General features: G+C 68.3%; 19 protein-coding genes and 3 pseudogenes. 11 read left to right on the plus strand and 11 right to left on the minus strand.

The window, feature by feature from the left end:
- The first annotated feature begins 859 nt into the window (after positions 1–859).
- Complete coding sequence (locus ACIBI9_RS58580; protein WP_397236268.1) at positions 860–1,933, plus strand: hypothetical protein; 1,074 nt, start codon at positions 860–862, stop codon at positions 1,931–1,933.
- A gap of 266 nt (positions 1,934–2,199) precedes the next feature.
- Here ACIBI9_RS58580 and ACIBI9_RS58585 read toward each other — a convergent pair whose 3' ends face one another.
- The 4 genes and pseudogenes from ACIBI9_RS58585 to ACIBI9_RS58600 form a co-directional block, all read right to left on the minus strand.
- A complete protein-coding gene (locus ACIBI9_RS58585) occupies positions 2,200–2,997 on the minus strand; it encodes an isochorismatase family cysteine hydrolase (RefSeq protein ID WP_397236324.1) in 798 nt (265 codons plus the stop codon).
- A 238-nt stretch (positions 2,998–3,235) separates the two neighbouring features.
- The gene (locus ACIBI9_RS58590) at positions 3,236–3,679 is read right to left on the minus strand and encodes a hypothetical protein (RefSeq protein ID WP_397236270.1); all 444 of its coding nucleotides are present in this window, start codon (positions 3,677–3,679) and stop codon (positions 3,236–3,238) included.
- A 52-nt stretch (positions 3,680–3,731) separates the two neighbouring features.
- Positions 3,732–4,590, minus strand: a pseudogene (locus tag ACIBI9_RS58595) (RNA polymerase sigma factor); the annotation flags it as partial.
- A 123-nt stretch (positions 4,591–4,713) separates the two neighbouring features.
- The gene (locus ACIBI9_RS58600) at positions 4,714–5,583 is read right to left on the minus strand and encodes an aldo/keto reductase family oxidoreductase (protein WP_397236272.1); all 870 of its coding nucleotides are present in this window, start codon (positions 5,581–5,583) and stop codon (positions 4,714–4,716) included.
- A gap of 211 nt (positions 5,584–5,794) precedes the next feature.
- Between ACIBI9_RS58600 and ACIBI9_RS58605 the strand changes: the two genes are divergently transcribed.
- Both ACIBI9_RS58605 and ACIBI9_RS58610 read left to right on the plus strand, forming a co-directional pair.
- On the plus strand, positions 5,795–6,658 hold the full coding sequence (locus ACIBI9_RS58605; RefSeq protein WP_397236274.1) for a LysR family transcriptional regulator: 864 nt from the start codon (positions 5,795–5,797) through the stop codon (positions 6,656–6,658).
- Positions 6,659–7,201: 543 nt separating this feature from the next.
- On the plus strand, positions 7,202–8,545 hold the full coding sequence (locus ACIBI9_RS58610; RefSeq protein WP_397236276.1) for an MFS transporter: 1,344 nt from the start codon (positions 7,202–7,204) through the stop codon (positions 8,543–8,545).
- A 108-nt stretch (positions 8,546–8,653) separates the two neighbouring features.
- Here ACIBI9_RS58610 and ACIBI9_RS58615 read toward each other — a convergent pair whose 3' ends face one another.
- Positions 8,654–10,423 (minus strand): FAD-binding oxidoreductase, encoded by a 1,770-nt coding sequence (locus tag ACIBI9_RS58615; protein WP_397236278.1) that lies wholly within the window; start codon positions 10,421–10,423, stop codon positions 8,654–8,656.
- A 233-nt stretch (positions 10,424–10,656) separates the two neighbouring features.
- Here ACIBI9_RS58615 and ACIBI9_RS58620 point away from each other — a divergent pair, with 233 nt between their 5' ends.
- The gene (locus tag ACIBI9_RS58620; RefSeq protein WP_397236280.1) at positions 10,657–11,109 is read left to right on the plus strand and encodes a MarR family winged helix-turn-helix transcriptional regulator; all 453 of its coding nucleotides are present in this window, start codon (positions 10,657–10,659) and stop codon (positions 11,107–11,109) included.
- Between the two features lie 210 nt (positions 11,110–11,319).
- Here ACIBI9_RS58620 and ACIBI9_RS58625 read toward each other — a convergent pair.
- Together ACIBI9_RS58625 and ACIBI9_RS58630 are read right to left on the minus strand one after the other, a co-directional pair.
- Positions 11,320–12,181, minus strand: a pseudogene (locus ACIBI9_RS58625) (RNA polymerase sigma-70 factor).
- A gap of 87 nt (positions 12,182–12,268) precedes the next feature.
- Positions 12,269–13,660 carry a hypothetical protein gene (locus ACIBI9_RS58630; protein WP_397236282.1) on the minus strand — a complete coding sequence of 464 codons (1,392 nt, stop codon included), beginning with the start codon at positions 13,658–13,660 and terminating at the stop codon, positions 12,269–12,271.
- 122 nt (positions 13,661–13,782) lie between these two features.
- Between ACIBI9_RS58630 and ACIBI9_RS58635 the strand changes: the two genes are divergently transcribed.
- Positions 13,783–14,871: a tyrosine-type recombinase/integrase gene (locus ACIBI9_RS58635; RefSeq protein WP_397236284.1), complete on the plus strand. Its 1,089-nt coding sequence runs from the start codon at positions 13,783–13,785 to the stop codon at positions 14,869–14,871.
- A 917-nt stretch (positions 14,872–15,788) separates the two neighbouring features.
- On the opposite strand, the gene ACIBI9_RS58640 is transcribed toward ACIBI9_RS58635, so the two are convergent.
- Together ACIBI9_RS58640 and ACIBI9_RS58645 are read right to left on the minus strand one after the other, a co-directional pair.
- Positions 15,789–16,163 carry a hypothetical protein gene (locus ACIBI9_RS58640; protein WP_397236286.1) on the minus strand — a complete coding sequence of 125 codons (375 nt, stop codon included), beginning with the start codon at positions 16,161–16,163 and terminating at the stop codon, positions 15,789–15,791.
- Between the two features lie 335 nt (positions 16,164–16,498).
- Positions 16,499–16,873 (minus strand): hypothetical protein, encoded by a 375-nt coding sequence (locus ACIBI9_RS58645; RefSeq protein ID WP_397236288.1) that lies wholly within the window; start codon positions 16,871–16,873, stop codon positions 16,499–16,501.
- A gap of 1,456 nt (positions 16,874–18,329) precedes the next feature.
- Between ACIBI9_RS58645 and ACIBI9_RS58650 the strand changes: the two genes are divergently transcribed.
- The 5 genes from ACIBI9_RS58650 (at position 18,330) to ACIBI9_RS58670 (ending at position 22,996) form a co-directional block, all read left to right on the plus strand.
- Positions 18,330–19,262, plus strand: coding sequence for a Tn3 family transposase (locus ACIBI9_RS58650; RefSeq protein ID WP_397236290.1), 933 nt, complete (start codon positions 18,330–18,332; stop codon positions 19,260–19,262).
- A gap of 223 nt (positions 19,263–19,485) precedes the next feature.
- Positions 19,486–19,824, plus strand: coding sequence for a hypothetical protein (locus ACIBI9_RS58655; RefSeq protein WP_397236328.1), 339 nt, complete (start codon positions 19,486–19,488; stop codon positions 19,822–19,824).
- Positions 19,825–19,883: 59 nt separating this feature from the next.
- Complete coding sequence (locus ACIBI9_RS58660) at positions 19,884–20,660, plus strand: DUF4158 domain-containing protein (protein ID WP_397236292.1); 777 nt, start codon at positions 19,884–19,886, stop codon at positions 20,658–20,660.
- 10 nt (positions 20,661–20,670) lie between these two features.
- A complete protein-coding gene (locus ACIBI9_RS58665; protein ID WP_397236294.1) occupies positions 20,671–20,976 on the plus strand; it encodes a hypothetical protein in 306 nt (101 codons plus the stop codon).
- Between the two features lie 25 nt (positions 20,977–21,001).
- Positions 21,002–22,996 (plus strand): transposase, encoded by a 1,995-nt coding sequence (locus ACIBI9_RS58670; protein ID WP_397236296.1) that lies wholly within the window; start codon positions 21,002–21,004, stop codon positions 22,994–22,996.
- Between the two features lie 104 nt (positions 22,997–23,100).
- Here the strand turns inward: ACIBI9_RS58670 and ACIBI9_RS58675 are convergent, their stop codons facing one another.
- Together ACIBI9_RS58675 and ACIBI9_RS58680 are read right to left on the minus strand one after the other, a co-directional pair.
- Complete coding sequence (locus ACIBI9_RS58675) at positions 23,101–23,289, minus strand: hypothetical protein (RefSeq protein ID WP_397126140.1); 189 nt, start codon at positions 23,287–23,289, stop codon at positions 23,101–23,103.
- Positions 23,282–23,527: a DUF4277 domain-containing protein gene (locus ACIBI9_RS58680; protein WP_397236298.1), complete on the minus strand. Its 246-nt coding sequence runs from the start codon at positions 23,525–23,527 to the stop codon at positions 23,282–23,284. Before ACIBI9_RS58680 ends, ACIBI9_RS58675 begins: the two co-directional genes overlap by 8 nt.
- Before the next feature lie 123 nt (positions 23,528–23,650).
- Between ACIBI9_RS58680 and ACIBI9_RS58685 the strand changes: the two are divergent.
- Positions 23,651–24,737 (plus strand): annotated as a pseudogene (locus ACIBI9_RS58685) (IS630 family transposase).
- Positions 24,738–24,771 lie beyond the last annotated feature (34 nt).

Below are 24,771 nucleotides of genomic sequence, written 5' to 3' on the forward strand. Positions count from 1 at the left end.
CAGCCGCCCTCACGGGCGGCATTGTCGGTGCAGCCGCACACTGGGCAGGCGCCCCCGGCGTCCTTCCGCTGCTCAACGTACCGCCGCGTTCGGCGGGACGACCTTCAACGGCACCGTCTGGTTGGGCGGGGTTGGGGCTTGGAGAGCGGGGATGGCGTCGGCGGCCCCCAAGGTGCAGCGGGTGTGGCCAGCGCGCTGGCGGGCGCGGACGGGTGGGAGACGGTACGCCTGGCAGCGGCCGCCGGGACCAAGCACCGCGGTTCGAGCCGTACCTCCTTTCAGGCCACGGTCGGCCATTCTTGTGATTACTCACCGTTACGTTGGGTGTGGCGGGCAGCTGCAAGCGTGGCGGGAGACGGCTCGGGCCTGGGGCAGCGGCGCTCGGAGTGTGGAGGAACGCAGATGGGCCCTCGCCGCGCTACAGCTGAGCTGGGCGAGCGGGCCTAGGGGTTGCGCGTGGTCACGCCTCGGCGCCGGAGTCCCTGAGCCTCGAGTGCGTCGTCAAGGGGACCCGAGCTTGCCCCCGGCGCGATACTGACACGTGCGCGGACCGGCTCAACTGGGGAGGTCGTCGCGCGCGCCCTCGATGCTCTCGCTGCCCTCAGGGACGAAACGCCGGGTGCGGACGTCGCGGCAGCCTCGGCCGCTCCTGTCGCGAGGGTCGCGGCGATGCCGTCGTTGATGCGGATGGTGAAGGTGCGCTCCAGTTCGGCGCGCGTGGCCGAGAGTCACCGAGAGCACAGTATCTCGGCGCTGATCGAACTGCTCAGACACGCCGACCGGGCGGCGTATATGGGCCTTCTGTAGCCCAAGCCGCCGCGCCGCCATCGTTCATCACAGCACCGAGATCGGAGCTTTCGTGCGCATCGGAATCATCGAGCGGGCCGGCACCGTGGTTCGCGACCCGCAGAACGGACAGATCTACGACCTTTCCGGGAACCCGTCCGCATACCCGGAGAACAGCGTGGTGGAGTTCGAGATCGAGTCCATCCGGATCTACCGGAGTGTGGGCGGAACCGTCAACGCGGCCAACGTCACCACCACGATCGGCAACCTCAGCTATCCCCTGGCCGACGAACTGCGCGGCGTCTATCCCGACGGAACCAGGGTGAAGTTCCGCGGCACCCGCGACCAGATCACCATCCTGGACGCACTGACCTGGAATCTCGAGAGCGGGGCCCGCCGGGTGGACGTGACCGACGCCACGCGTCCCGTGCCCCAGCAGCCGGGCGAGCTGGGCGTTCCCATCGAGCAGGACTCCGATGACAAGAGCGGCGACGCCCAGCACCAGCAGTACTACTACCTGGACAAAGGCCGCGCCTGGACGACCCGCGTGCAGACCTGCGCCGCGCTCGCGATGTGGAGCCGCACCGCCCGCCTCTCCTACCTGTCGCACGCGGACGCCGGCACGGATCCGGCGCTCGTGGCGGAGAACGTCGGCGATTATCTGGGGAAGGTGGTCGGCGCCGGGGCCGACCTGAACGCTCCGGACGAGCTGACCGTCATCATCCTGCTGGCCCTGGACACGCCGGGCAAGGACGACACCTCGCTCCAGGTCCTGTCGCTCTCACTGAACCACCTGACCACCGCCCAGGCCGCCGTGGTCTACCGCAATGCCCGGTGCCACATCATCGGGCCCACGGACTACGTGGTGGTCCAGCCGGGTGGGCCGCCCCAGGTCCTGCTCCACCGGGACACGCGGGCCGCCTACCTGCTGAAGAAGTACATCGCGTCCCCGACTCCCCAGCTGGTTGAGGAGATCATCAGGGCCGTCCGCGTTCTGCCCCGCGACTGGGACATCTCCAACACAGTGATCTACCATGCGCTGCAGATCGCCAAGGAACAGGGACACGAGGCGTTGTTGCCTTCGTTCGCCCTGTTGCTGGGCTGCAAGAGCGGCGAGGAGGTCCGGCAGAAGTTCTGGACGATCTGATCGGTGGGCAGGCCGTCGGGTCAGCTCCCGGGCCCGGCGGCCGTCAGATGCCGGGGGTGTTGTCCAGGCCGAGCCAGTCCGCTACGGCGGCATCGTGGAAGGCGCCGCCTGGAAGGGGTCCAGCCCAAGGGCGGTGGCGGTCAAGGCGGAAGTCTGGCTCAAGTGCTCGGCGTGGAGCGGGCTGACCCAGCAGCGGAGGTGCGTACGCGTTCGGTGACGGCGGCCAGGACGATCAGGAAGGCGGCCTGACCGGCGATGGGAATGCCTTACCGGCCTTGCACGGGGCGGGCCAGTGCAACTGGGTGCGGGGGAAGCGGTCGCCGCCGGGAGTGTTCGTGCATGGGTGGGGTGGCGGTCTCGACTGTCGACGGCTTGTTACGTACGTTCCCGGCGATCGGGCTCCCATGATCGTCCGGTATGCGGATGACCGCGGTTATTGAGCCGATCGAATCGCCGTGAGGAGGTCGGCCGTCGTCATGATGGCGTGCGCGTAGGGTCGGCCCGTTCAGCTCGTGAGCCGCGTGCAGCATCTCCGCGGTAAAAGCCGCGGTCGCGTCCCGTATCAGGGTCACGTGGTATCCGAGCTCCATGGCGTACCTGCCGGTCGACTCGATGCAGGTATTGGCGAGCACGCCGATGACGATGACATGTGTGATGCCGTGCTGCCGGAGCAGTAGGTCAAGATCAGTGTTGGCGAAGCCGCTCTGTGCCCAGTGCTCTTTGACGACGATGTCGCCGTCCTGGGGGACGAGATCGGGGTGCCATTCGCCGCCCCAGCTGCCTTTCGCGAAGGAATGGCGCTCCTGGATCCCGCGCTGAGTGGGATTGGGATGGCTCCAGTCGTCGTAGTCCCCGGGTTGCCACTGGCGATGTGGAACGACGAACACCCGGATGCCGGCATCCCGTGCAGCGGTCACCACCGCGCGTAGATTCTCAAGAAGCCCCACGTGCTGGGCGACTTCCTTCAATCGAGGCCAGATCTTCCCGCCCTCGGACAAGAAATCGTTGTAGGGGTCGACCAGGAGAACACCGGCCCGGCTGATCTCATACGATGTGCCGATCATCACGCAGTGGGCTCCATGTCGGGGCTGTTCACCGCGGTCAACTGGCTTCGTGCGGCGACTTCGTCATACATCGGTGTTCCCCGATCCCGGACCGAGCAGGGCGATGCGGTCAAAGTCTTGTCCCCCATCGTTCAAGATCGTTGGGGGTCTCAAATGGTCGACGGCGGCAATCTGCTTCCACGCCGCTCACGGTGTCGCGTTCAGACGTCGGCTTGGTCACACCGACAACGGTGGCGAGTCAGTTCACCCCGCCCACGACCGCCTTGCCTTCGCGCGCCGCCGCTGCATAGAACGCCACGAGGACCTCGAATCCGGCTCCGGACCCCCACCTCTCCCCCGCCAGGCCCTCCGCGACCGCCGTCACCTGGACGGGATCGAGTACGAACGCCGGGCCGTAGCCGAACTCGTACCCCTCGATGTCGTTCTCCCCGTTCTCGCCGGTCGCCGTCGCCAGCCACGGATAGCATCGCCGCCACTTGGTGGTGGCATGCTCGGCCTCGGCCCTGCCCTCCGCGATGGCGGTGAGGATTCGGTAGTCAGCTGCGAACATGTCGGTTTCTCGGGAGAAGCCGGCATGCGACTGGCCGTCGTTCACGAGGATGGTGCCGATCAGGGCGGGGTCGGCCCGTACGGACTCCAGCAGCGCGGCCTCGATCTTCGCGAGGTTCAGCCTCATCGACACGATCAAGAATCGTATTGCGCATACCTGACGATGAGGGGTTCCCCTGCCGTACTCACGAACGCAGCAGTTGCCGTACCCGTGCGGCCTCCCGGGTGAGGTGGTCGCGCTCCGGCACGCTGGTGGCGGCGCGGGAGGCCTCGGCATACAGCTCGGCGGCGTGCTCGAGATCGCCGGCGCGTTCGTGCAGATGTGCCATCACCGCGGCGTAACGGGGCAGGTCGGGATTCACGTCAGCCAGCGCCGCCAGGCCGGCCTGCGGTCCGTCGGCCTCTCCGACCGCCACTGCGCGGTTGAGCCGTACCACCGGGCTGTCGGTGAGGAGCAGCAGTTCGTCGTACCACTCCACGATCTGCACCCAGTCCGTCTCCGAGGCGCTCCGGGCGTCCGCGTGCAGGGCGGCGATCGCTGCTTGTGCCTGGTATTCGCCCAGCCGGTCGCGGGCCGGCGCGACCTGCAGAATCGTCACGCCCTCGGCGATCAGGCCGGTGTCCCAGAGCGATCGGTCCTGCTCGCCGAGCGGCACCAGGCGGCCGCCGGGCCTGTACGAGACGCGCGGCGCGCATGGTGCAGCAGCATGAGCGCGAGCAGTCCCGCGGCCTCGGGCTCGTCGGTCAAGGAGACGAGCTGGCGGGTGAGGCGGATCGCCTCGGCCGCCAGGTCGACGTCTCCGCTGTAGCCCTCGTTGAAGACGAGGTAGAGCACGCGCAGCACCGTCCCGAGATCGCCGGGCTGGTCGAGCGGCTGATCCGCTGCGCCATGGTCGCCTCGGGGACGAGGTACGCCAGCGCGATCTGCCGCGTGGTCAGGCCACCGACCGCGCGCAACGTCAAGGCGACGGCCGAACTCGGCGGCAGGGTGGGGTGCGCGCACAGGAAATAGAGCCGCAGCGTGTCGTCCGTGGCGAGCGCCGGAGGACACGCACGCGTTCTTGCTCAGCGTACGCAGGGTGGGGCGCGGAAAGGCACGTGAGACGATCTTCAGCCCGGCCCGCTCAGGTGGAGGCACCACCGCACGGGGGGCCAGGCTGCGTCCTGCTAGTGGCCGATCTTGTCCAACTCGGCGAGTTCCTCGTCGGAGAGCGCGAGTCCCGCGCCGGCGACGTTCTCGCGCAGGTGCGCCACCGACGAGGTGCCGGGAATGAGCAGGATGTTCGGCGACCGCCGCAGCAGCCAGGCCAGCGCGACCGACATCGGCGTCGCATCCAGCCGGGCGGCCACTGCAGAAAGCGCCGTGGACTGCAGCGGGGTGAAGCCGCCGAGCGGGAAGAAAGGCACGTAGGCGATGCCCTGGTCGGCGAGATCGTCGATCAGCTCGTCGTCCTGACGGTAGGCGAGGTTGTACATGTTCTGCACGCACACGATCGGCGCGATCGCCTGCGCCTCGGCGACCTGTTCCGCCGTCGCGTTACTCACTCCGAGGTGCCGGATCAGGCCCTGCTGCTGGAGTTCGACGAGGGTCTCGAAGGGCTCGGCGAGCGAACCGGGCTGGGGCCCCTGAGCGTCGCCGAGCCGGAGATTGACCACGTCGAGCGAATCGAGGCCAAGGTCCTCAAGATTCTCGTGGACGGCGCGGCGCAGGTCCTCGGGCTGCCGGGCAGGGGGCCAGCCGCCCTGCTGATCGCGGACCGCGCCGACCTTGGTCACGATGTGCAGCGATTCGGAATAGGGGTGCAGCGCTTCACGGATCAGCTGGTTGGTGTCGCGCGGTCCGTATGCACCGGCGGTGTCGATATGGGTGATCCCGAGGCCGGCGGCCTCGCGCAGGACGGCGAGCGCGCCGTCGCGGTCGGCGGGCGGGCCCATGACCCCGGGGCCGGCGAGCTGCATGGCGCCGTAGCCGAAGCGGGTGACGGTCAGATCACCCAGGGTCCAGGTGCCGCCGGGCAGTGACGAGGGTGTGTTCATGCCTGTGTCTTTCCTGCTGAGCTGGATACTACAGAGGGTTACTTGTCACGTGGTTCGCCGTTCGTTAACGGCATCCCTGGTTCGCGCCGGTCACCAGCGCGATCTTCGTTTCGCTCATGCCGTCGATGTTCGCTCGCGGACAAGCGGTGCCGCCAACACCGAGACGGTGCCCTGTCATACTCAGTAGGTATCACTGAGCTATGGTGTGGCCATGGACACCTTGGAGACCCGCGAGCTGAGGTACTTCGTGGCCGTCGCCGAGGAACTCCACTTCGGCCGCGCCGCCGAGCGCCTCGGCATGGCCCAGCCACCGCTGTCCCGGGCGATCCAGCAGCTCGAACGACGCCTCGGCGTCTCCCTGCTGAAACGCAATCGCCGCGGTGTATCCCTGACCGGCGCCGGAGAGGTACTGCTGCACGAGGGCCGCGCAGCCCTCGACGCGACCACGGCCGCCGCTCGCCGCACCCGTCGCGCCGGTGGCACCGACAGTCCGGGCGGCCCCCGCAACCGCCTGGTGCTGGCGGTGAAGGCCGGCGCGTCTCACGAGCTGCTGCACAAGCTTCTCGACGCCTACGCGGCCGAGCCCGACGCCGCAGAGATCGAGGTGCTACCGAGCGGCACGTGTGAGCAGGAAGACATGCTGCGCGATGGCCGCGCTGATGTGGCGCTCATGCACGCGCCGTTCAACTCCCTCGCTGGGTTCGACAGCGAGGAACTGATGACCGAGGGGCAGATCGCCATTCTGCCCGCCGGGCACCCCCTCGCCGCGCACAAGACTTTGTCCCTGGCCGATGTCAGCGACATCCCCGATCTTCCGCTCGCCCGCTGGTCCCGCCACGGCACGTACCCACCCGGTCCGGGCCCCGAGATCCACGACCAGACGCAGCTGGCCCAGCTGATCGCGCTCGGACGCACCGTGGCCGTCTTCCCCGACTCCGCCCGCGCATGGCTATGGGCCGAGCACACCGCCGTCCCCCTGACCGACGCACCCCCCGTCGTCACCCACATCGCCTGGCCCGCGCACAGCCGCTCCCTCGCCCTCGCCGGGCTGATCCGCACGGCCACACGGCTCTGACTCTCTCGTGCCTTCCACCGCCGCCGTCACCCTGATGACACAGGGTTGTTGGCGGGTCCTCGCAGGTCAGAGCGGGATGATCTTTTCAGGCTCTCAAGGCACGTTGCATTGAACGCATGTCCCGGGTGTTTCTGCCGCGTCCGCGACGCCGGCAGAGGTCGCGATCGGCGCTGGGACGTCCTCGAGCTCCCCTCCTGAGCATCTGGAGGCGGTGGCACCGGCATCTGACGGCTCGCGGGCGCTGTGAGGGACGGGTACTCCGCCGTCGATGTCATGGCGGAGTCCGACGGCATGCTGGTGGTCACCGCGGTCGACGATCCCGAGCTCCATGGACTGGGGTTCCGGCCAGCGAACGGCGGCGGCCTTGCGCTTCACGCCAGGAGCGCTGAACCGCCGTCTCAAGCGCCGCCACCGCGTGATCGGCAGCCTACCGAGCAAGAACGCGGGTAGCCACAAAAGCTTATGAGCGACGTGGAGACCGGCACCATAACCACCAAAGTGCCCGCGCGCCTTGATCGGCTCCCCTGGTCCCGATGGCACTGGATGATCGTCGTAGGGCTCGGCACCGTCTGGATACTCGACGGGCTCGAGGTCACCATCGTAGGCAACCTCTCAGGGCAGCTCGCCAAGCCAGGCAGCGGCCTGGAGATCACTCAGGCGCAGGTCGCGGGCCTGGCCGCCGCGCTTTACGTCGCGGGCGCCTGCACGGGTGCGCTGTTCTTCGGCTGGCTGACTGACAGGTTCGGCAGGAAGAAGCTCTTCCTCATCACGCTGGTCGTCTACCTGGCGGCGACCCTGATGACCGCGTTCTCCTTCCATGCGTGGTGGTTCTTCCTGTTCAGGTTCATGACGGGGTTCGGGATCGGCGGCGAGTACGCGGCCATCAACTCCGCCATCGACGAGCTCATCCCGAGTCAGCACCGGGGACGCATCGACATCATCATCAACGGCAGCTACTGGCTCGGCGCCGCCGGTGGCGCGCTGCTGACCGTGCCGCTGCTGAGCGACCTGCCGGTGAACATCGGCTGGCGCGTGGCGTTCGGCCTGGGCGTGGTGCTGGGCCTGGCCATCCTGCTGGTACGACGGCACGTGCCGGAGAGCCCGCGTTGGCTGTTCATCCACGGCAAGGAGAAGGAGGCCGAGGAGATCGTCGGCGGCATCGAGCGGCAGATCGGCGCCGACCTGCCGGAGCCGACGGAGTCGATGACCGTGCACCAGCTCAAGTCCATCGGTTTCATCAGGATCGCGCACACGATGGTGGCGCTCTACCCCAAACGTACGATCCTCGGCCTGTCGCTCTTCATCGGGCAGGCGTTCCTCTACAACGCGATCACCTTCGGGTACGCGCAGATCCTGGCCACCTTCTTCAAGATCGACACGCATGCCGGCTACTACTTCGCCGTCATCGCGGTCGGGAACTTCCTCGGCCCGCTCCTGCTCGGCCACCTCTTCGACACCGTGGGCAGGATCCCGATGATCTCGGCCACGTACATCGGGTCCGGGCTGCTCCTGCTGGGCACGGCCTGGCTGTTCAACCAGGGCATGCTGACCGCCGTCACGCTGACCGCGTGCTGGTCCGTGGTGCTCTTCGTGGCCTCGGCCGGGGCCAGTTCTGCATACCTGACCGTCAGCGAGGTCTTCCCCATGGAGACCAGGGCCCTGGCCATCGCGTTCTTCTTCGCGATCGGCACCGCCGCCGGCGGCATCGCCGGCCCGCTCGTCTTCGCCTCCCTCGTCGAGACCGGCGTGCCCGGGGACACGGCGCTCGCGTTCTCCATCGGCGGCATCGTGATGATCGCGGCGGGGCTGGTCGAGCTGCTGTTCGGGGTCAAGGCCGAGCGCAAGGGCCTGGAGGCCATCGCGATGCCGCTCACCGCGGCGACGTGATCGACGTACGTGGTGGGACAGCCACGCCGGCCGTGCAGGTGAGGAGGTCCTGCACGGCCGGCGGCACGGCGGGTACGGCGGGCTCGATCACCGCCGCTGACATCTCGGTCAGGATCCGGTGCGCTCACCGTCACTGAACGGCGGGATGTTGTGGTTGATACGGAACAGCTGGTTCGGGTCGTACTTCGCCTTCAGCGCGGCCAGCCGCCGGTAGTCCGCGTCGGAGTAGGCCCGCCTGACCCGTTCGGGAGCCGAGTCGTGGTCGAACAGGAACCCCGGAAGCATGGCGCCGGTGTCCCACCGCCGGAGCCGCTCCAGCGCCTCGTCGGCGACCTTGCGCACCGCGTCGGCCTGCTCGGCCGGAGCCGGCATCCGCAACCACAGGTGGAAGGCCGCGCCCTGGGTGCTGACCGCGTGCGAGCGGCCGGGCGCCCGGTTCAGCGCCCCGCCCAGATGCCGCAGCTCGACGCCGGGGAAAGGGCCCCCGGGCGTCGACGGGTCGATGAACGAGACCAGCTCCTCCACGGCCTCGTCGTCCAGTTCGTGCAACAGCGCGCTGCGCAGGTGCGCCATGACCGGGTTCTTGGGGTCCTGGTAGATCTCGGTGATCTGCGTGTACGGCCTGGCGCCACAGGTGTCCTTGTCCGGGCCGAGCGCCCGCAACGGCTCCACCAGCCGCGCCCCCTGCTCCTCCTCCCCCATGTAGACCACCCGGACCTGCACGAACGAGCAGCCACGGAACTCCTCGGGCAGCTGCGGCACGTCAGGGAAGCGCACCAGCGTCACAGAGGACGACATCTCCTCCGGCTGCTCCTTGACCCAGGCCAGGTAGGAGCCGAGCACGTGGGCGGCATGCCCGGCGTCCTCGACCGGGTAGTAAAGCTCACCACCGTAGATGGCGCGCAGCGGCAGCAGCTCGATCTCGGCCGCGACCACGACACCGAAGTTGCTCTTGCCACCCCGTACCGCCCAGAACAGGTCGGGCTCCTGGGCGGGCGAGACGGTCCGGAGCAGGCCGTCGGCGGTGACGATGTCGAGCGAGCGGACGTAGTCGGCGGCGAAGCCGTACGTACGGCCGGTCAGTGGGAGCCCACCGCCCGTCAGGTAGCCCATCACCCCGACCTGGCCGGAGGAACCGCACAGCGGCGCGAGGCCGTGCTCGGCCGCTGCGGTGAGCACTTCACCCCACCGCAGCCCGGCCCCGATCCTTGCGGTGCCGGCACGCGGGTCCACCGACAGCTCGCGCAGTTCCCCGGTGGCGATGAACACGGCTCCATCCGCAGGCACCGACTTGCCGTGCCCGGTCGACTGCACCGCAACCGGGAGCCCTGCCTCCGCCGCGAACTGGACGGCGGCGGCCACGTCATCGCCGTCGGCGGCGACCACGACCGCCGCGGGCCGGTGCTCGACGGTCAGTAACCAGCCGGAGCTGGCCTCCTCGAAGCCCTCGTCACCGGGGTAGAGCGTGCGCCCCCGGATCTGGGCGCCCAGGCTCACCACGTCATGCCAGGCCGCCGGCCCGCCGTCGAGGCGGTCGCCGGTGAACGCGGCCGAGGTGGTGCCGTCGCGGGTGTCTCCCCTGACGGTGCCGATCCCGCGATAAGCGCCCCCCTCCAGGTGAGCCTCGACCTGGATCTGCACGTGGCCCGAGCGGCCTGCGGCCGGAGTGAAAATCTCGGTGAGCTCGTAGGAGAACCGGCCGGGCTGGTCTGCCCTCCAGATCCCGGTGCCCACGCTGCGGGGGGTGCGCAGCGCAATTGTGCCGTCGGGCGCGAATGAAATGGTGAACGAGTCGGTCTGGTCGTCGCGGCGGATCAGACCGGTCCAGACTCCCACGGGGGTCTGGAGCGCGTCGGCCGCGGAGTTCGTAGCGAGCATGTCAGTTGTCCGCCTTTCCAGGATGTCAGTTATGCGTCTTCTCAAAGGACTTCGCCGCGTGGTCGGCCTCCGCAGGCATCCGGGTGCTGCGCAGCAGGGTCGCGGCCGTTGAGGTCTGGATGGTGGTTGTGCTCATGAGAGATCACGCCCCTAAATGTTGGACGGACCAACGTTGGCTCGCCCAACAGTACACCGAATCGTGGGTCCGGCCAACAAGTTGCTAGATTGTCCGCGTGAACACTCCGGAGGGACCGCCGCCGCAGCGGCTGCGCACGCTGCCGAGCAGGTTGACCAACCAGGCAGCACAGACCGCCAACCGGATCGTGGATCAAGCGCTCGCCCAAGCCGGCATTCGGCGCTACCACTACTCCCTGCTCGCCGCGCTGGAGGAGTACGGCCCAGCCAGCCAGGCCGCACTCGGCCGCCGTACCGGCATCGACCGCAGCGACATGGTGGCGACCGTCAACGACCTCGCCGAACGGCAACTCCTCGAGCGCGCGCCCGACCCGGAAGACCGCCGCCGCAACATCGTCACCATCACCGAGGCAGGCCGAAGGCAACTCACCGAGCTCGACCGGCTACTCGCCGCCGCCCAGGACGAGTTCCTCGCCCCGCTGCCCGAGGCCGACCGGCAGAACCTGATCGACCTGCTCACCCGCCTCGCCGATCATCACGGCGCCTCATGACCTCAGGGCCCCACCGCGCGGCGCCGCCGGTGCGGCTTCAATGGTTGGCCTGGTCGCGTACTGCGGCGACCCGTCCAGCCGCCGCCCGGTCCGGATACGGCTGACGATTCGAGCACCTCGATGCCCGCCGGACTCGCCGGCTACCTGGAGCGGAATTGAGAGGGTTCCGGACCGGTCTCGTGGGGATTCCTCGGGGCGCAGCGGGCGGCCTCAGCGCCTCACGACGGTCTCCCGCTCCACATGCGACAGCTTCTCAGGATTGCGCACGTGGTACGCGCCGGTGACGTAGCCGTTCTCGACCGCACCGCCACCACGCCGTCGATCTCCCCGTCGACTCGGACGAGCAGCCCGGGGCCACCATTGATCTGTACCAGCTCGACCGACCTTTCGGCGTCGCGCTTCCACCAGCCGACGGTCAGCAATCGAGCCACCTTGTCGACCCCGACAACGGGCCGCAGCAGGGCATGCTTGACTCCGCCGCCGTCACTCAGGGCGACGACGTCCGGCGCGAGGATGTCGAGCAGGCGCTGCAGATCGCCGGTTTCGACCGCCCGCTGGAACGCCTCCAGCGCTTCTCGGGTGTCGGCCGGAGAGACGGTGCCACGTGGACGGCGCGCGGCGACGTGCGCTCGTGCCCGGTGCGCGATCTGGCGTACGGCGGCCGGGCTCTTGTCGACGGCTTCGGCGATCTCGTCGTAGTCCAGGTCGAACACCTCGCGCAGCACGAACACCGCCCGCTCGGTGGGTGCCAGCGTCTCCAGCACCAGCAACATCGCCATCCAGACGCTGTCGGCCAGCTCGACGTCCTCAGCCACATCAGGCGCGGTCAGCAACGGCTCGGGCAACCACGGCCCGACGTAGGACTCCTTGCACCGGCCTAGCGTACGCAGCCGTTTCAGCGCCGGATCAGGTACGCGCGCGGGACCAGCACCGTGCCGAGGTCGACGCCCGCCCCCCACAGCCAGGTCTCCTGCAGGACGTCTTCGGCGTCGGCAGCCGAGCCGAGCATCTCGTACGCGACGGTGAACAGCAGGTTGCGGTGGGCAACGAACGCCTCGGTGGCCGAGTCCATGCGGCTGTCACCAGCGTCGCCATCGCTGTCGCCGCCTGGCGCGTTTCAGTGGTCCAGAGGCCCGTTCCACATGGCATTCCCAGGTCCTCAGGCGGGTGGTGGGGCGGTGACGGCCTGGAGGGCGGCGCTCAGCGCTCGGGCCTGTGCCGGCGACTGCGGGGCGTCGCCGAGGGGGATGGCGCTGTCGTCGTAGTGCAGTATGACCACGCCGTCCTGCAGGGTGACGGCGTGGAAGGCATCGCCAGGCAGCTGCACGCCGGGGTGTCCGTCGACGTCGGTCAGCGGCGGCACCACCAGGCCGGTGGCCGCTTGGGCGGCGGCGAGCTGGCGGCGTAGTGTCTGCGACTCGCGTTCGGCCATCTCCAGCCGGGTTTCGGCGGTGGCTTGGCCCAGGCGAGAGTGGTCCCGTTGGGCCTGTAGCCGGTCGCGTTCCTCCTCGAAGCGGCGCTGCCGCTCGGCCAGGTCGTCGCGTACCGCACGGGTTTCGGCACGGGCCTGCTCGGCGGCGGTACCGGCCTGGTCGAGCTGCTGCCGGATGGTGGCCAGGTGCGCGCTGTTCTGCTCCAGGTGTTCGTTCAGGCGGCGGATGTCGGCGCGGGCCTGGTGCAACTGACTGTCGCGCTCGGCCAGGTCGGCGGCGCGTTCGGCGGCCAGGTCGGTGGCGCGGGACAGGTCGGCGCCCAGAGTGCGTAGCTGCTCGGCTTGGCGCGTGGTCAGGGCCTGCTCGTCGTGTAGCTGGGTGGTGAGCTGGCCGATCTGCATGCCGAGGCGTTCGGCGTTGGCACGGGCTTCGCTGTGGATGCGGTCGCGGTGCTCCTCGGCCTCGCGCTGGGCGTGGAGGGCCTCCTGCCGGTCGCGTAGGGCCGCGTCCCGTTCCTGTTCGGCCGTCTCGCGGGCGGCGTGGGCGGCGCGCATCGAGGTCCGGGCCTGCTCGGCGTCCTGTTCGGCCTGCTGCACGCCCATCTCTGCTTGGGCCAGCTGGGTGGCGATGGCCTCCCATACCTGCATGAGGCGCTCGTCCAGCTGGTGCAGGTCCTCGCGTTCGGCGGCCAGCTGGGCGTCGCGCTGGTGCAGCCGGGCGCGGATCTGGCCGGCCTCGGCGGTGAAGGCGCTGACCGCGGTATGCGTGGCCAGCGCCGCGGGGGCGCTGTCGGCGCTCCGGCTGGCCTCGTTGGCGCACAGCTTGCAGCAGTACTTGCTGGGGCGGCCGCCCTTGCCGGGCTCGCGTTCGTGTTTGGCGCGGCCGCAGCCGGGCCGGGCGCATTGCCGCAGCGGGTCGTCGGTGTCGAGGGCGAGGCAGTCACGGGTGTGGCCGCGGCCGCCGCGGGGCGGCTGCTCCCCGCTCGGGCCCGTGTGTGCGGGGGGCTCTTCCCGTTCGATTCGGAGCCCGGCCGACGGCGTTGGGGGTTGGGCGGCCGGTGCGCCGGCGTAGCTCTGGGTGGGCCCTTGCTCGCTGGGGTCGAAGCTGATCTCCGTCACAGCGCCGAATTTAGCATCAGCACATGATGAACTCCGAGCAGTTTCGCATACCACTTATGCTTTTCTTTTATGATCACCGAGAAGGGCAGTTCTCAAAGATCATCCCTGCTAGGGTGGATCCCGTGATCGACTCCGACACGGCTCCCGGGCCGGGATCCCGCCCGCTCCCCGCAGCCGCCTTCCCCGCCTCCGCCGGACTGACGCCGGCCACCGCCGCGGCGATCGCCCCCGCCCGCGACCCGTACCTGCTCTACCTGGGACGCCTCGGCAGCGCCGATTCCCGCCGCGCCATGCAGATCTGCCTGGACCACATCACCCGCATGCTCACCGGCGACCGACTCGACGACGCCACCATCACGGGCCAGGGCCAGCCCTGGCACCACCTGCGCTACGAGCACACCGCTTGGATCCGCGAGCAGATCGACCAGATGGACTGGTCCCCCGCCTACCGGAACAAGCACTTGGCCGCGCTGCGCGGCGTGCTCAAGGAGGCCTGGAAACTCGGCCTGCTCAGCACCGACGACCACCAGCGGGCCGTTGCCCTGGCCCCGTTCACCGGCCACCGCGAACCAGCCGGCCAGCACGTCCCGGACGCCGTCATCGGCGCCCTCATCGCCGCCTGCGACGCCGACCGCTCACCCGCCGGCGCCATCACTGGCGCCGGGCTGCGGGACGCGGCCCTCATCGCCGTGCTGGACGCCTGCGGCCTGCGCCGCGCCGAACTGGTCACCCTGCAGTACGCCGACTACGACCGGGCCCGCCGCATGCTCACCGTCATCGGCAAGGGCGACAAACAGCGCCGCATCCCGGTCAACGCCTTCGCCGCGCGCCGCCTGGAGGCCTGGCTCGCCCGCCGCGGCACCCACCGCGGTCCGCTGTTCCCGCGCCTGACCCGCGGCGGCACGGTGCGCACCGCCCCCGACGGCCGCCCCTGGCAGATGGCCCCCCAGGCGGTGCGCGACATCCTCGCCAAGCGGACCGAACAGGCGGCCACCACCCCGGTACGACCCCACGACCTGCGCCGCACCTTCATCTCCAACCTCCTGCCGCAGGCCGACGCGATCATGACCGCCCGCCTGGCCGGCCACGCCAGCCCCAGCACCACCCTGCGCTATGACGTCCGCCCCGACGAGGAGGCCCGGGAGGCCGTCGAACGGCTCCGCGTGCCGCCTGTAGCGTCACTGCTGCAGGACACACACCCAGACCGGTAGTCCCCCATGAACCCCAGCGGTGCTCCACCATGCATGGAGACGGTGCATCGCGGGGCCGGCATCTGCTCGCCGATGATCGTGTTCCGGCGACCAGGGCGCCAGGGTGCCGGCCGGCGGGTCCGGCCGCGGCCTCGGTGACCTTGTCGCCGCCCAGTTCGGCGGTCGGCTTCAGGCGTTGAGCACTGTTGATCCGCTGAAATGACGTCGATCTCTACCCGACGACGGCATGCACATCAGCGGAGTGTTGCCGGTGGAGGCCTCGCCAGCACGGGGGCGCGCGGATGCAGCGGTGGAGCCACCCAAGAGCATCGGGCCTGCACGTGCCAGCCGTCGCGGCGGTAGCTGAGCATGAACTCGCCCAGCCTCAGCCCGCAGCGCTGTGCAGTGCCGGCCGAGCCGCCCGGCGGGGTGCGGTCCGAGCCTGCCGATCAGGCTCTCGGGCGTTCCCGCGGTGGTCTGTCGACCAAGCTGCACCTGGCGTGTGAGCAGGGGCAGCGGCTCCTGGCGCTGGTGCTGACGGCTGGGCAGCGCGGGGACGCGCCGCAGCTCGCCGCGGTCATGGCCGCGATCCGGGCGCCCCGGCTCGGCCCAGGACCCGACCCGAGATCGTCCGCGCTGACAAGGCGTACTCCTCCCGGGCGATCCGCGCGCATCTGCGTTCACGCGGGATCGGCTGCACGATTCCCGAGCCGGCCGATCGTGTGGCCACCCGCCGACGGCGGGGCAGTCGTGGTGGCCGCCCTCCAGCGTTCGACCCGGTCGACTACCGCGCCCGCTCGGCGGTGGGATGCGGCATCAACCGGCTCAAACGTCACTGCGGCGTGGCCACCCGTTTCGACAAGCTCGCCGTTCGTTACGAAACGACCGTCCACATCGCTGCCATCAAACGACTGGCTCACTCGCCTTTGAGGCACGCTCTAGCCGATGGGGGCGCAGATCACCGAAACCTCGACGGTGATCGTCTTGCTCTTGGGGTTGAGGAAGAACAGACCCCAGGCGTCAGCCACGCTCCCCGGCTTGTCGCTGGTGGTCTCGGGCGCGTTCACCTCGACGGTCACAGGATTCTCCAGGCTGTGGTCTCCGTGGTAGGCGTAGCCGCCGCCGATGGCTTGCTGCCCCTCCGGGCACACCACGTTCGTGGAGAGATAACCCTTGGGGACCTGCCTGCTCTCCTTCACAACGGTGACCGCGGGCCCCGAGAGCCGGCCCGCCGCCGCGACCCCGCCCCAGGCGAGCGCGCCGCCCGCCACCACACCTGCGACAACGAGCCCGAACCGCGAAAGCATACCCATGACCACTTCCCATCGATCGGTATGGGAGGAGGGTAGATCGGTCGTGTTGAGGATCTGTTGAGGATCCGTCAGACCGCTGACCAGGCAACGGTGAATGTGATGTCCAGGCCACCCTTGCGCGCCCGGCCGGGCGGTGGAACATCTGTCGTCAGGGGCCCCCGCTCGGGTCGGCGTCACCAGCCGCAAAGTAGCAAGATGCTATGTCTCGGGCACGGTACGTCGATATCACGGGTGTGGCATACCAGTCGGTAGCCGACCGGTTACAAACCATGTTTCTCCTGACCTTCGTTGGAGGTCCAGGAGAAAGGGTGCGGGACATGCGACGCGAATGGGAGTTAAAGGACCTGATCGAATGCTGGACGCTGGATGAGGAGGAGCTCGCGCTGCTGGCGAACAAGTCCGGGGCGACTCGGCTCGGCTTCGGCCTGATGCTGAAGTTCTTCGAGCTTGAAGCGAGGTTCCCTCGCCGGGTTCCACGACTTCCGCGAGCCGACGGTCGGTGATGAGGACAAGCTCACCGACTGGCTGGCCGCCAAGATCTGCCCGGTGGAGATGTCGCGGGATGGCTGCGCGGCGCGCTGCCGCGAAGACTGGATCGAGCCGCCGAAGACGACCCGGATCGAACGCGTGCTGGGCGCGGCCGAGGCGATGTTCGAGCGGAACTTCACCGCCACGACCGTGCAGCGCTTGTCGTTCGAGTCGGTCGGCAAGCTGGAAGAGCTGATTGTCGCCGAGGCTGCCCCGGCCAGCGCCCCGGTCGCCGGACAGGAGGCTCCGGAAGGGGACGCGCCGGAAGGGGACGGGCAGGCTCAGGTCGCGGCTGGCGCAAGTGGCGGCCGGCGCCCGTTCTTGCAAGAGCTGAAGGAGGACCCGGGGCCGCTGCAGTTGGAGACGCTGCTGGCGGAGATCGTGAAGCTGGAGCGGGTCAAGGCGATCGGGCTGCCTGCCGCGTTGTTCGAGGGGATCTCGGAGAAGGTCGTGGCGGGCTGGCGGGCCCGGGCGATGAAGAGGTACCCGTCCGATTTCGAGGCGGCGGCGCCGCCGGTGCGCCTCACCCTGCTGGCCGCGTTGTGCCAGGTGCGGCAGGCGGAGCTGATCGGACGGGCTGGTGGAGCTGCTGATCCAGCTTGTGCACAAGATCAGCGTGCGGGCGGAGAAGAAGGTCGAGGGCGAGCTCAACGCCGAGTTCCGGCGGGTGCAGGGCAAGAACGGGATCTTGGTGAAGCTCGCCACGGCGGCTCTGGAGCTGCCGGAGGAGATCGTCCGCAAGGCGTTGCATCCGGTGGTCGGCGAGCGGACGCTGGAAGACATCATCGCCGAGGCCAAGGCGAACGAGAAGGAGCTGCGCACCCGGGTGCGGACCAAGCTGCGCGGCTCCTACTCCCACCACTACCGGCGCGGCCTGCCCAAACTGCTCAAAGCGGTGAGGTTCCGCTCCAGCAACGACACCTTCAAGCCGGTTATGGACGCCCTGGACCTGCTCAAGCGCTACGACGGCTCCGACGCCGACTTCTACGCCGCCGCCGAGGCGGTGCCGCTGGAGCACGTGGTGCCCGACGATTGGCGCGACGCGGTCCTCGACCCCGACAGCGGCCTGGTGGAGCGGATCCCGTACGAGCTGTGCGTGCTGGTGGCGCTGCGCAAGGCGATCCGGCGCCGCGAGATCTGGGTGGAGGGCGCCAACACCTGGCGCAACCCCGATGAGGATGTGCCCGCCGACTTCGAGGACAACCGGGACGTGCATGACGAAGCCCTCTCCAAGCCCCGCGACCCGGCCGACTTCATCGCCGACCTGCAAAAGCGGCACGTGGCGGCGCTGGAGCGGCTGAACAAGGGGCTGAAGAAGGCCACCACGGGCGGGGTGAGCATCACCAGGAGGAAGGGCGAGCCGTGGATCAGCGTGCCGCCCCTGGGCAAGCAGATCGAGCCGGAGAACCTGGAGGCGCTGAAGGAGGAGATCACCCGCCGCTGGGGCGTGATCTACCTGCTGGACCTGATCAAGAACGTCGACCACGCCACGAAGTTCACCGGCGAGTTCACCTCGTTGGCCTCGCGCACGGTGACGGATGCGAAGGTGCTGCGCCGCCGGCTGCCGCTGTGCACCTTCGGGCTCGGCACGAACATGGGATCAAACGGGTCGCCGACGGCACCGCAGCGATCGAGGGGATGGAGGCTGACACCGAGGCCGCGCTGCGCCGGACCCGTCGGCTGTTCGTCAACCGCGACAACCTGCGCGCCGCGATCCGCACGGTGGTCGACAAGACGCTGGAGGTGCGCGATGTCTTGCTGTGGGGGCCGGGCACGGCGTGCGCGTCAGACTCGCGCAAGTTCGGCTCGTGGTCGGCGAACTTCATGACCGAGTGGCACCAGCGCTACGGCGGCGCCGGGATCATGGTGTATTGGCACGTGGAACGCAAGAACGTGTGCATCTACAGCCAGGTGCGCTCCACCACGGACTCCGAGGTCGCCTCGATGATCGAGGGCTTGCTCCGTCATCTGACCAGCGCGGAGATCGATCGCCAGTACACCGACACCCACGGAGCTTCGATCGTGGGGTTTGCGTTCTCGCACTTGCTGGACTTCAAGCTGCTGCCGCGGCTGAAGAACATCGGCTCGGCCCGCCTGTACCGGCCTGGGCTGGTCGAGGGCGAGGCCTGGCCGCAGCTGGAGGGCGTCCTGTCGGGCAAGACCATCGACCGGGAATTGATCGCCAACCAGTACGACCAGATGATCAAGTACGCGACGGCGCTGCGGCTGGGCACCGCCGAGGCCCATCAGATGCTGCGCCGCTTCACCCGCGGCGGCCCCAAGCACCCCACCTACCGGGCCATCGAGGAACTCGGCCGGGTGATCCGCACCGTCTTCATCTGCGACTACCTGGCCGAGGAGGAACTGCGCCGCGAAATCCACGAGGGCCTGAATGTGGTGGAGAACTGGAATTCGGCCAACAAGGACATCTTCTACGGTAAGGCCGGCGATCTGACCGGCGACGACCGTGAGCATGTCGAGCCCTCCGCCCTCGCGTTGCACCTGGTCCAGGCGACAATCGTCTACCCGAACACCCGGATGGTGCAGATCGTCCTGGCCGAGCCGAAGTGACGAAAGAAGCTCACCGACGCCGACCGGCGCGCCCTGTCGGCTCTGTTCTGGTCCCACCTGAACCTGTACGGCAAGTTCGAGCTCGACATGAGCAAACAGCTCGACCTCGGGCCGATGCCGGGCGCTGATGGGCAACCGTCAGCTGGCCCGCTCTGAGCGGCGAACGCTCTGGGGTGGCCTGCCCGGGTGCGGGCCACCTTCTGGTGCTTGAACGCGGCGAGCCGTGAGCCGTGTTTCATGGGCCTCGCCCAATGCCGCGAAGTTAACGATCATTGGATTGCGTCAAGAAGCTGGCGACGGCGACGGTTCTGAACCCGAAAGGGGCCTCGGGCGGTGGTGGAGCCTGGTAGATCAAGGCGATCTGTCGAGATCGTCGCTGAAAGCCGAGGTAGCGTTGCGCGGTCAGTCCGTCGTCACCCTCACTCGTCCCGTCATGGTTGCTGGCGATGTCTTCGCCCCAGGGCATCTGGGTGAGTTGACCCAGGTGATCCCGTTCGAGCTCGTCGATTCCGTTCTTGCTGGGGTGCCACCGGAATACGGCAGAAACGGGCCGCGCTCTTGATCACTGATCGTTAGACTCCTGGGGGTTCGCGCTGGTTGGTGGCGATTTCGGGGGTTCGGGTGACGTCGATCGACCGGACGGCGTACCCGAGGTTCGCGCGGGCGGTGTCGGCCAGGGAGCTGGCGGAGGTGTTTACCCCGTCGGTCGTCGAGGTGGAGTGGGCTCGCGGCAAGACCCAGGACGATCAGCATCTGCTGGCCCTGCTGGTGTGGCTGAAGACTTACCAGCGGCTGGGCTATTTCCCGAAGCTCAAAGACGTCCCTGCAGTGCTCTCCGAGCACATCCGAGAGACGATCGGCCTGCCGGAGGTGGCGCTGGGGGATGCCGCGGAGCGGTCGGCCAAGCGGCATCGGTCGTTCGTGCGCACGCGGATGGGCGTCACCTACGACGCGGCCAGGGTGCGGGAGGTAGCCGACGAGGCGATCCGAAAGGCGGCCCAGGCGAAGGACAACCCCGCTGACTTGATCAACGTGGCGTTGGAAGAGCTGGTTCGCGCGGAATGCGAGCTGCCCGGCTACACGACGCTGGATGAGATGACCAAGAAGATTCGCACCGAGGTGAACCGCGGGTTCTTCGCACTGGTGTCTGGCCGGGTCGACGCCGGGGCCCGGGCGAGGTTGGCCCGGCTGCTGCTGGTCGGACCCCATCACCCGGCGCAGCGAGTACGACGGGCTGAAGGACGTGGCGCAAGCCGCGTCGCTCAACAAGTTCAGGGGCCGTCTGGCGTTCCTGCACGAGTTGGACGGCCTCGGACCGACCGAGGTGTGGCTGGAGGGGGTCCCGCCGGGGAAGATCGCGCATTTCGCGGGCGAGGCGCGGGTCACCGACGTCGCTGACCTGCGGAAGGTGCTGGATGAGGACAAGCGCCTCACATTGATCGTGAGCCTGCTGCACACGGTGCGGACCGGGGTGCGCGACGACGTGGTCACGATGTTCTGCAAGCGGATCGCGACGCTCCACAAGAAGGGCCGCGACCAGCTGGAGGCACTGCGGGAGGCGCACCGGGCTGAGTCCGAACGCCTGCTGGGGGTGTTCGGGAATGTCCTGAACGGCGTCCGCGAGGCGACCACACCCGCCGAAGGTGATGTGGTCGGTCCGCAGCCGGACAACTCGGGCAGGGACCCTGCGGGCAACGGACTCCGGATCCGATGATCTGGCCGAGCGCGCTGGCCGCCTCGTGCTGAAAGCTCTGGAGGAGGCCGGCGGCCTGGACGCGTTGGCAGCCGCGCACGAGGCGGTGTCGGCCTATCACGGCAACAACTACCTGCCACTGCTCGACCAGCACTACCGGTCCCATCGGTCGGCGCTGTTCACCCTGGTCGAGTCGATCGACCTGGAGTCGACCAACGCTGAGCGCAGCGTGCTGGATGCGGTGGAGTACCTGCAGGCTCAGCGGCACGCCCGGGCGGCGTTCGTCCCCGACCGGATCAGCGTGGAGCGCGCGGGCCCGGACGGCGCCACGGCCGCGGTGGAGCTGGTGGCGGACGTGGATGCGTTCGCCTCCGCGATGTGGCGGAAGATTCTCAAGGATCCGGACCGGCCGGGCCTGTTGGTTCGCCGTCACCTGGAGGTGTGCGTGTTCTCCTACCTGGCTTCGGAGCTGAAGTCGGGCGACATCGCGGTAGCCGGGTCGGACTCCTACGCCAACCTGCACGACCAGCTCATGTCCTGGGAAGAGTGTGAACCGCTCGGCGCCGAGTTCTGCGCCGAAGCGGGCCTGCCGACCAACCCCCGCGAGCTCACCCGCCACTACCGGCAGCTCCTGGCCGACACCGCCGCCGAGGTCGACTCCGGTTACCCGGCCAACACCGACCTGACCCTGGAGGGCGGGCGCCCGATGCTCAAACGCCGCAAGGGCGCCGAGCGGAGCAAGGAGGCGCTCAAGCTCGAGGAAGCCGTGCACGAGCGGCTCCCGCAGCGCGACCTGCTCGACATCCTCACCCGCACCGCCTACCAGACCGGTTGGACGCGGCACCTCGGCCCTGCCTCGGGCTCCGACCCGAAGATCAAGGAAGCGCTCGGCCGGTACGTGCTGATGGTGTTCACCTACGGGACTCTGCTCGGCCCGGCCCAGGTCGCCGCACACATGCGTGGCAAGATCAGCGCCGCCGAGATCGCCATGACTGCGAACAAGCACTCCACCAGCGACAAGATCTTCAAAGCTTCCACCGACGTCATCAACGAGTTCAACAAGCTCGACATCGCCTCGGTGTGGGGCGACGGCAAGACCGTGGCCGCCGACGGCTCCCAGATCGAGACATGGGAGAACAACCTCCTTGCCGAGTCCCACATCCGCTACGGAGGCTACGGAGGCCTCGCCTACCGGCACATTTCCAACACCTACGTCGCGCTGTTCAGCCGCTTCATCCCCTGCGGGGTGTGGGAGGCGGTCTACATCATCGAGTGCCTGCTGAAGAACGCCTCGGAGATCCAGCCCGACACCATCCATGCCGACACCCAAGGCCAGTCGCTGCCGGTCTTCGGACTCGCCGCGCTCATGGGGTTCGACCTGCTGCCCCGCATCCGCAACTGGCACGACCTGATCTTCTACCGGCCGACACCGGGGACCCCCTACCAGCATATCGACTCACTGTTCGGCGACGAGGCGATCGACTGGACCTTGATCGAGACGCACTGGACAGACTTACTCCGCACCGCGATCTCCATCCGGGAGAACCGGCTGTCCTCGGTCACCCTGCTGCGCCGGCTGGGCAACCACTCCCGCAAGAACCGGCTCTTCCGGGCCTTTCGCGAACTCGGCCGCGCCGTCAGGACGATCACGCTCTTGCGGTATCTGTCGGACCCCGACCTTCGCGAGCAGATCACCCAGGTCACCAACCGCAACGAGTCCTTCCACAACTTCGCCGACTGGCTGATGTTCGGCGGCCAGCTCATCGGCCACAACGACCCCGACTACCAAGAGAAGATCATCAAGTTCAACGAGCTCCTGGCCAACTGCGTCATCTACTCCACCGCCCAGGACATCACGGACGCCGCCAACGCCATCGCCGCCGACGGCCACCCCGTCGACCTCGATGACCTGGCCACCATCTCGCCCTACATCACCCAGGTCATCCGCCGGTTCGGCAACTGGATCCTCAACCTCACCCCGCCGGCTGCAGATCCCGCCACCCGCCTCGACCTCGAGTCCCAGGTCCTCTTCGCCCCATAGCCGAGCGGCGTCTGTCGGACGAAGTTCCGGGACGGTGTCGATGTCACAAGCACCTCTGCACAGCAGGGGATGGGGCATCGTCTGCAACCGAGCTGGATTCGTTGTCAGCGCTTGAGGGCTCGGTACTTCTTGAGCAGCATGGTGATCTTCGCGTGGTCCGCGGCGTCGTTCAGCTCGGACAGCAGCTCGTCAGGGCAGAGTTCGTAGTGGTCTCCCCACCACCGTCGTGCCTTGGTGTCCCAGATCCGGTACCCGCCGGGAACGCCCTTGGCCACGTACCGCCTTCTACTCACCAGCGGGCTTCGTGCAGGTCGCTGCGATGTCTTTGAGTGAGTCGATGAGGATCCGGCCGGGGTAGGCGACCAGCGCCTCGATCACCTGCCCGTGCGTGAGCGCGGCTAGATCACGCACCGGACAGGCCTCATCAATGATGTCCCTGATCTTCAAGCGGGAAGAGAAACCCGCTATCACCGGCAACGCCCCGAGCAGCTTCTCCGCCGACGCAACCCCGAACCGCGCATGTTGTCTCACACGCCAGCAGCCTGCCGCCCACCGAACACACCGCCAAGCCGCCGCGCGAAAGATCCTAAACATCCACATGTGCGGAAACCGGATCTAGTGTCCCGGTTTTGAGTTTCGTCATCTAATGAAGGGATGGCGGGCAAACCACGACGTCCGCTCGTGCTGAGCACGGACGAGCGGCGGATGCTGCAGGGATGGGCCACACGCGGTAAGACCGCGCAGGTGCTGGCCCACCGGTCACGGATCATCTTGCTGTGTGCCGAGGGCTTGGACGACACCGCTGTGGCGCGGCGTCTGGGCATCACCCGGGACACGGTGGGCACCTGGCGCAACCGATTCATCGATCGCCGGCTGGACGGTCTCAGCGACGAGCCTCGGCCGGGTGCGCCGCGCACGCTCACCGATGCGCAGGTGGAGGAGGTGGTGGTCCGCACGCTGGAAGAGGTGCCCGAAGGAGCGACGCACTGGTCCCGGCGGGAGCTGGCCGCCCGGGTGGGGATCTCGGCCTCCAGCGTGCGGCGCATCTGGCAGGCATTCGGCCTGCAACCGCACCTGGTGGAGGAGTTCAAGATTTCCACCGATCCGCTACTGATCGACAAGATCCGCGACGTGATCGGCCTGTACTTGTCCCCGCCTGAGCACGCGGTGGTCTTCTCCGTCGATGAGAAACCGCACATCCAGGCGATCGAACGGTCGGCGCCGGTGCTGCCGATGGTGCCCGGCACGCCCGAACGGCGCAGCCACGACTATCACCGGCACGGCACCATCGACCTGTTCGCGGCACTGAACGTCGCCGGCGGCACGGTGATCGGCAAGTTATCGCCCCAGCATCGCGCGGTGGACTTCCGGGACTTTCTGGAGGAGATCTTCCACCAGGTCGAACCGGGCCTGGAGATCCGCGTGATCTGCGACAACCTGTCCACCCACAAGGCCCCGGTGGTCCATAAGTGGCTCCTCGAACATCCGACGGTCCACCTGCACTTCACCCCCCACCTACTCGTCGTGGATCAACTAGGTCGAGCGATGGTTCGCCGAACTCCAGCGCCGCCGCCTCGATCGTGGCGTGTTCTGCTCCCTCGACGAGTTGACCACCGCGCTGCTGGAATGGCTTGAACACTGGAACGAAAACGCCCGCCCGTTCACCTGGACCAAAGACGCCGACCAGATCATCGGCGCCATCGGCCGCTACTGCGCTCGAATTTCTAGACCAGGACCCTAGCGGCGTACCACCGATATACCTCCGATATACCCAC

It is taken from the genome of Nonomuraea sp. NPDC050451, from assembly GCF_044458585.1.

What these genes read in the sequence shown, in the direction of transcription:
- ACIBI9_RS58585 (WP_397236324.1), bottom strand. Translation starts at nt 2,997, where the DNA reads ATGATCGGCACATCGTATGAGATCAGCCGGGCCGGTGTTCTCCTGGTC.
- ACIBI9_RS58600 (WP_397236272.1), bottom strand. Translation starts at nt 5,583, where the DNA reads ATGAACACACCCTCGTCACTGCCCGGCGGCACCTGGACCCTGGGTGAT.
- ACIBI9_RS58605 (WP_397236274.1), top strand. Translation starts at nt 5,795, where the DNA reads ATGGACACCTTGGAGACCCGCGAGCTGAGGTACTTCGTGGCCGTCGCC.
- ACIBI9_RS58610 (WP_397236276.1), top strand. Translation starts at nt 7,202, where the DNA reads ATGATCGTCGTAGGGCTCGGCACCGTCTGGATACTCGACGGGCTCGAG.
- ACIBI9_RS58615 (WP_397236278.1), bottom strand. Translation starts at nt 10,423, where the DNA reads ATGCTCGCTACGAACTCCGCGGCCGACGCGCTCCAGACCCCCGTGGGA.
- ACIBI9_RS58640 (WP_397236286.1), bottom strand. Translation starts at nt 16,163, where the DNA reads ATGGGTATGCTTTCGCGGTTCGGGCTCGTTGTCGCAGGTGTGGTGGCG.
- ACIBI9_RS58650 (WP_397236290.1), top strand. Translation starts at nt 18,330, where the DNA reads ATGGAGGCTGACACCGAGGCCGCGCTGCGCCGGACCCGTCGGCTGTTC.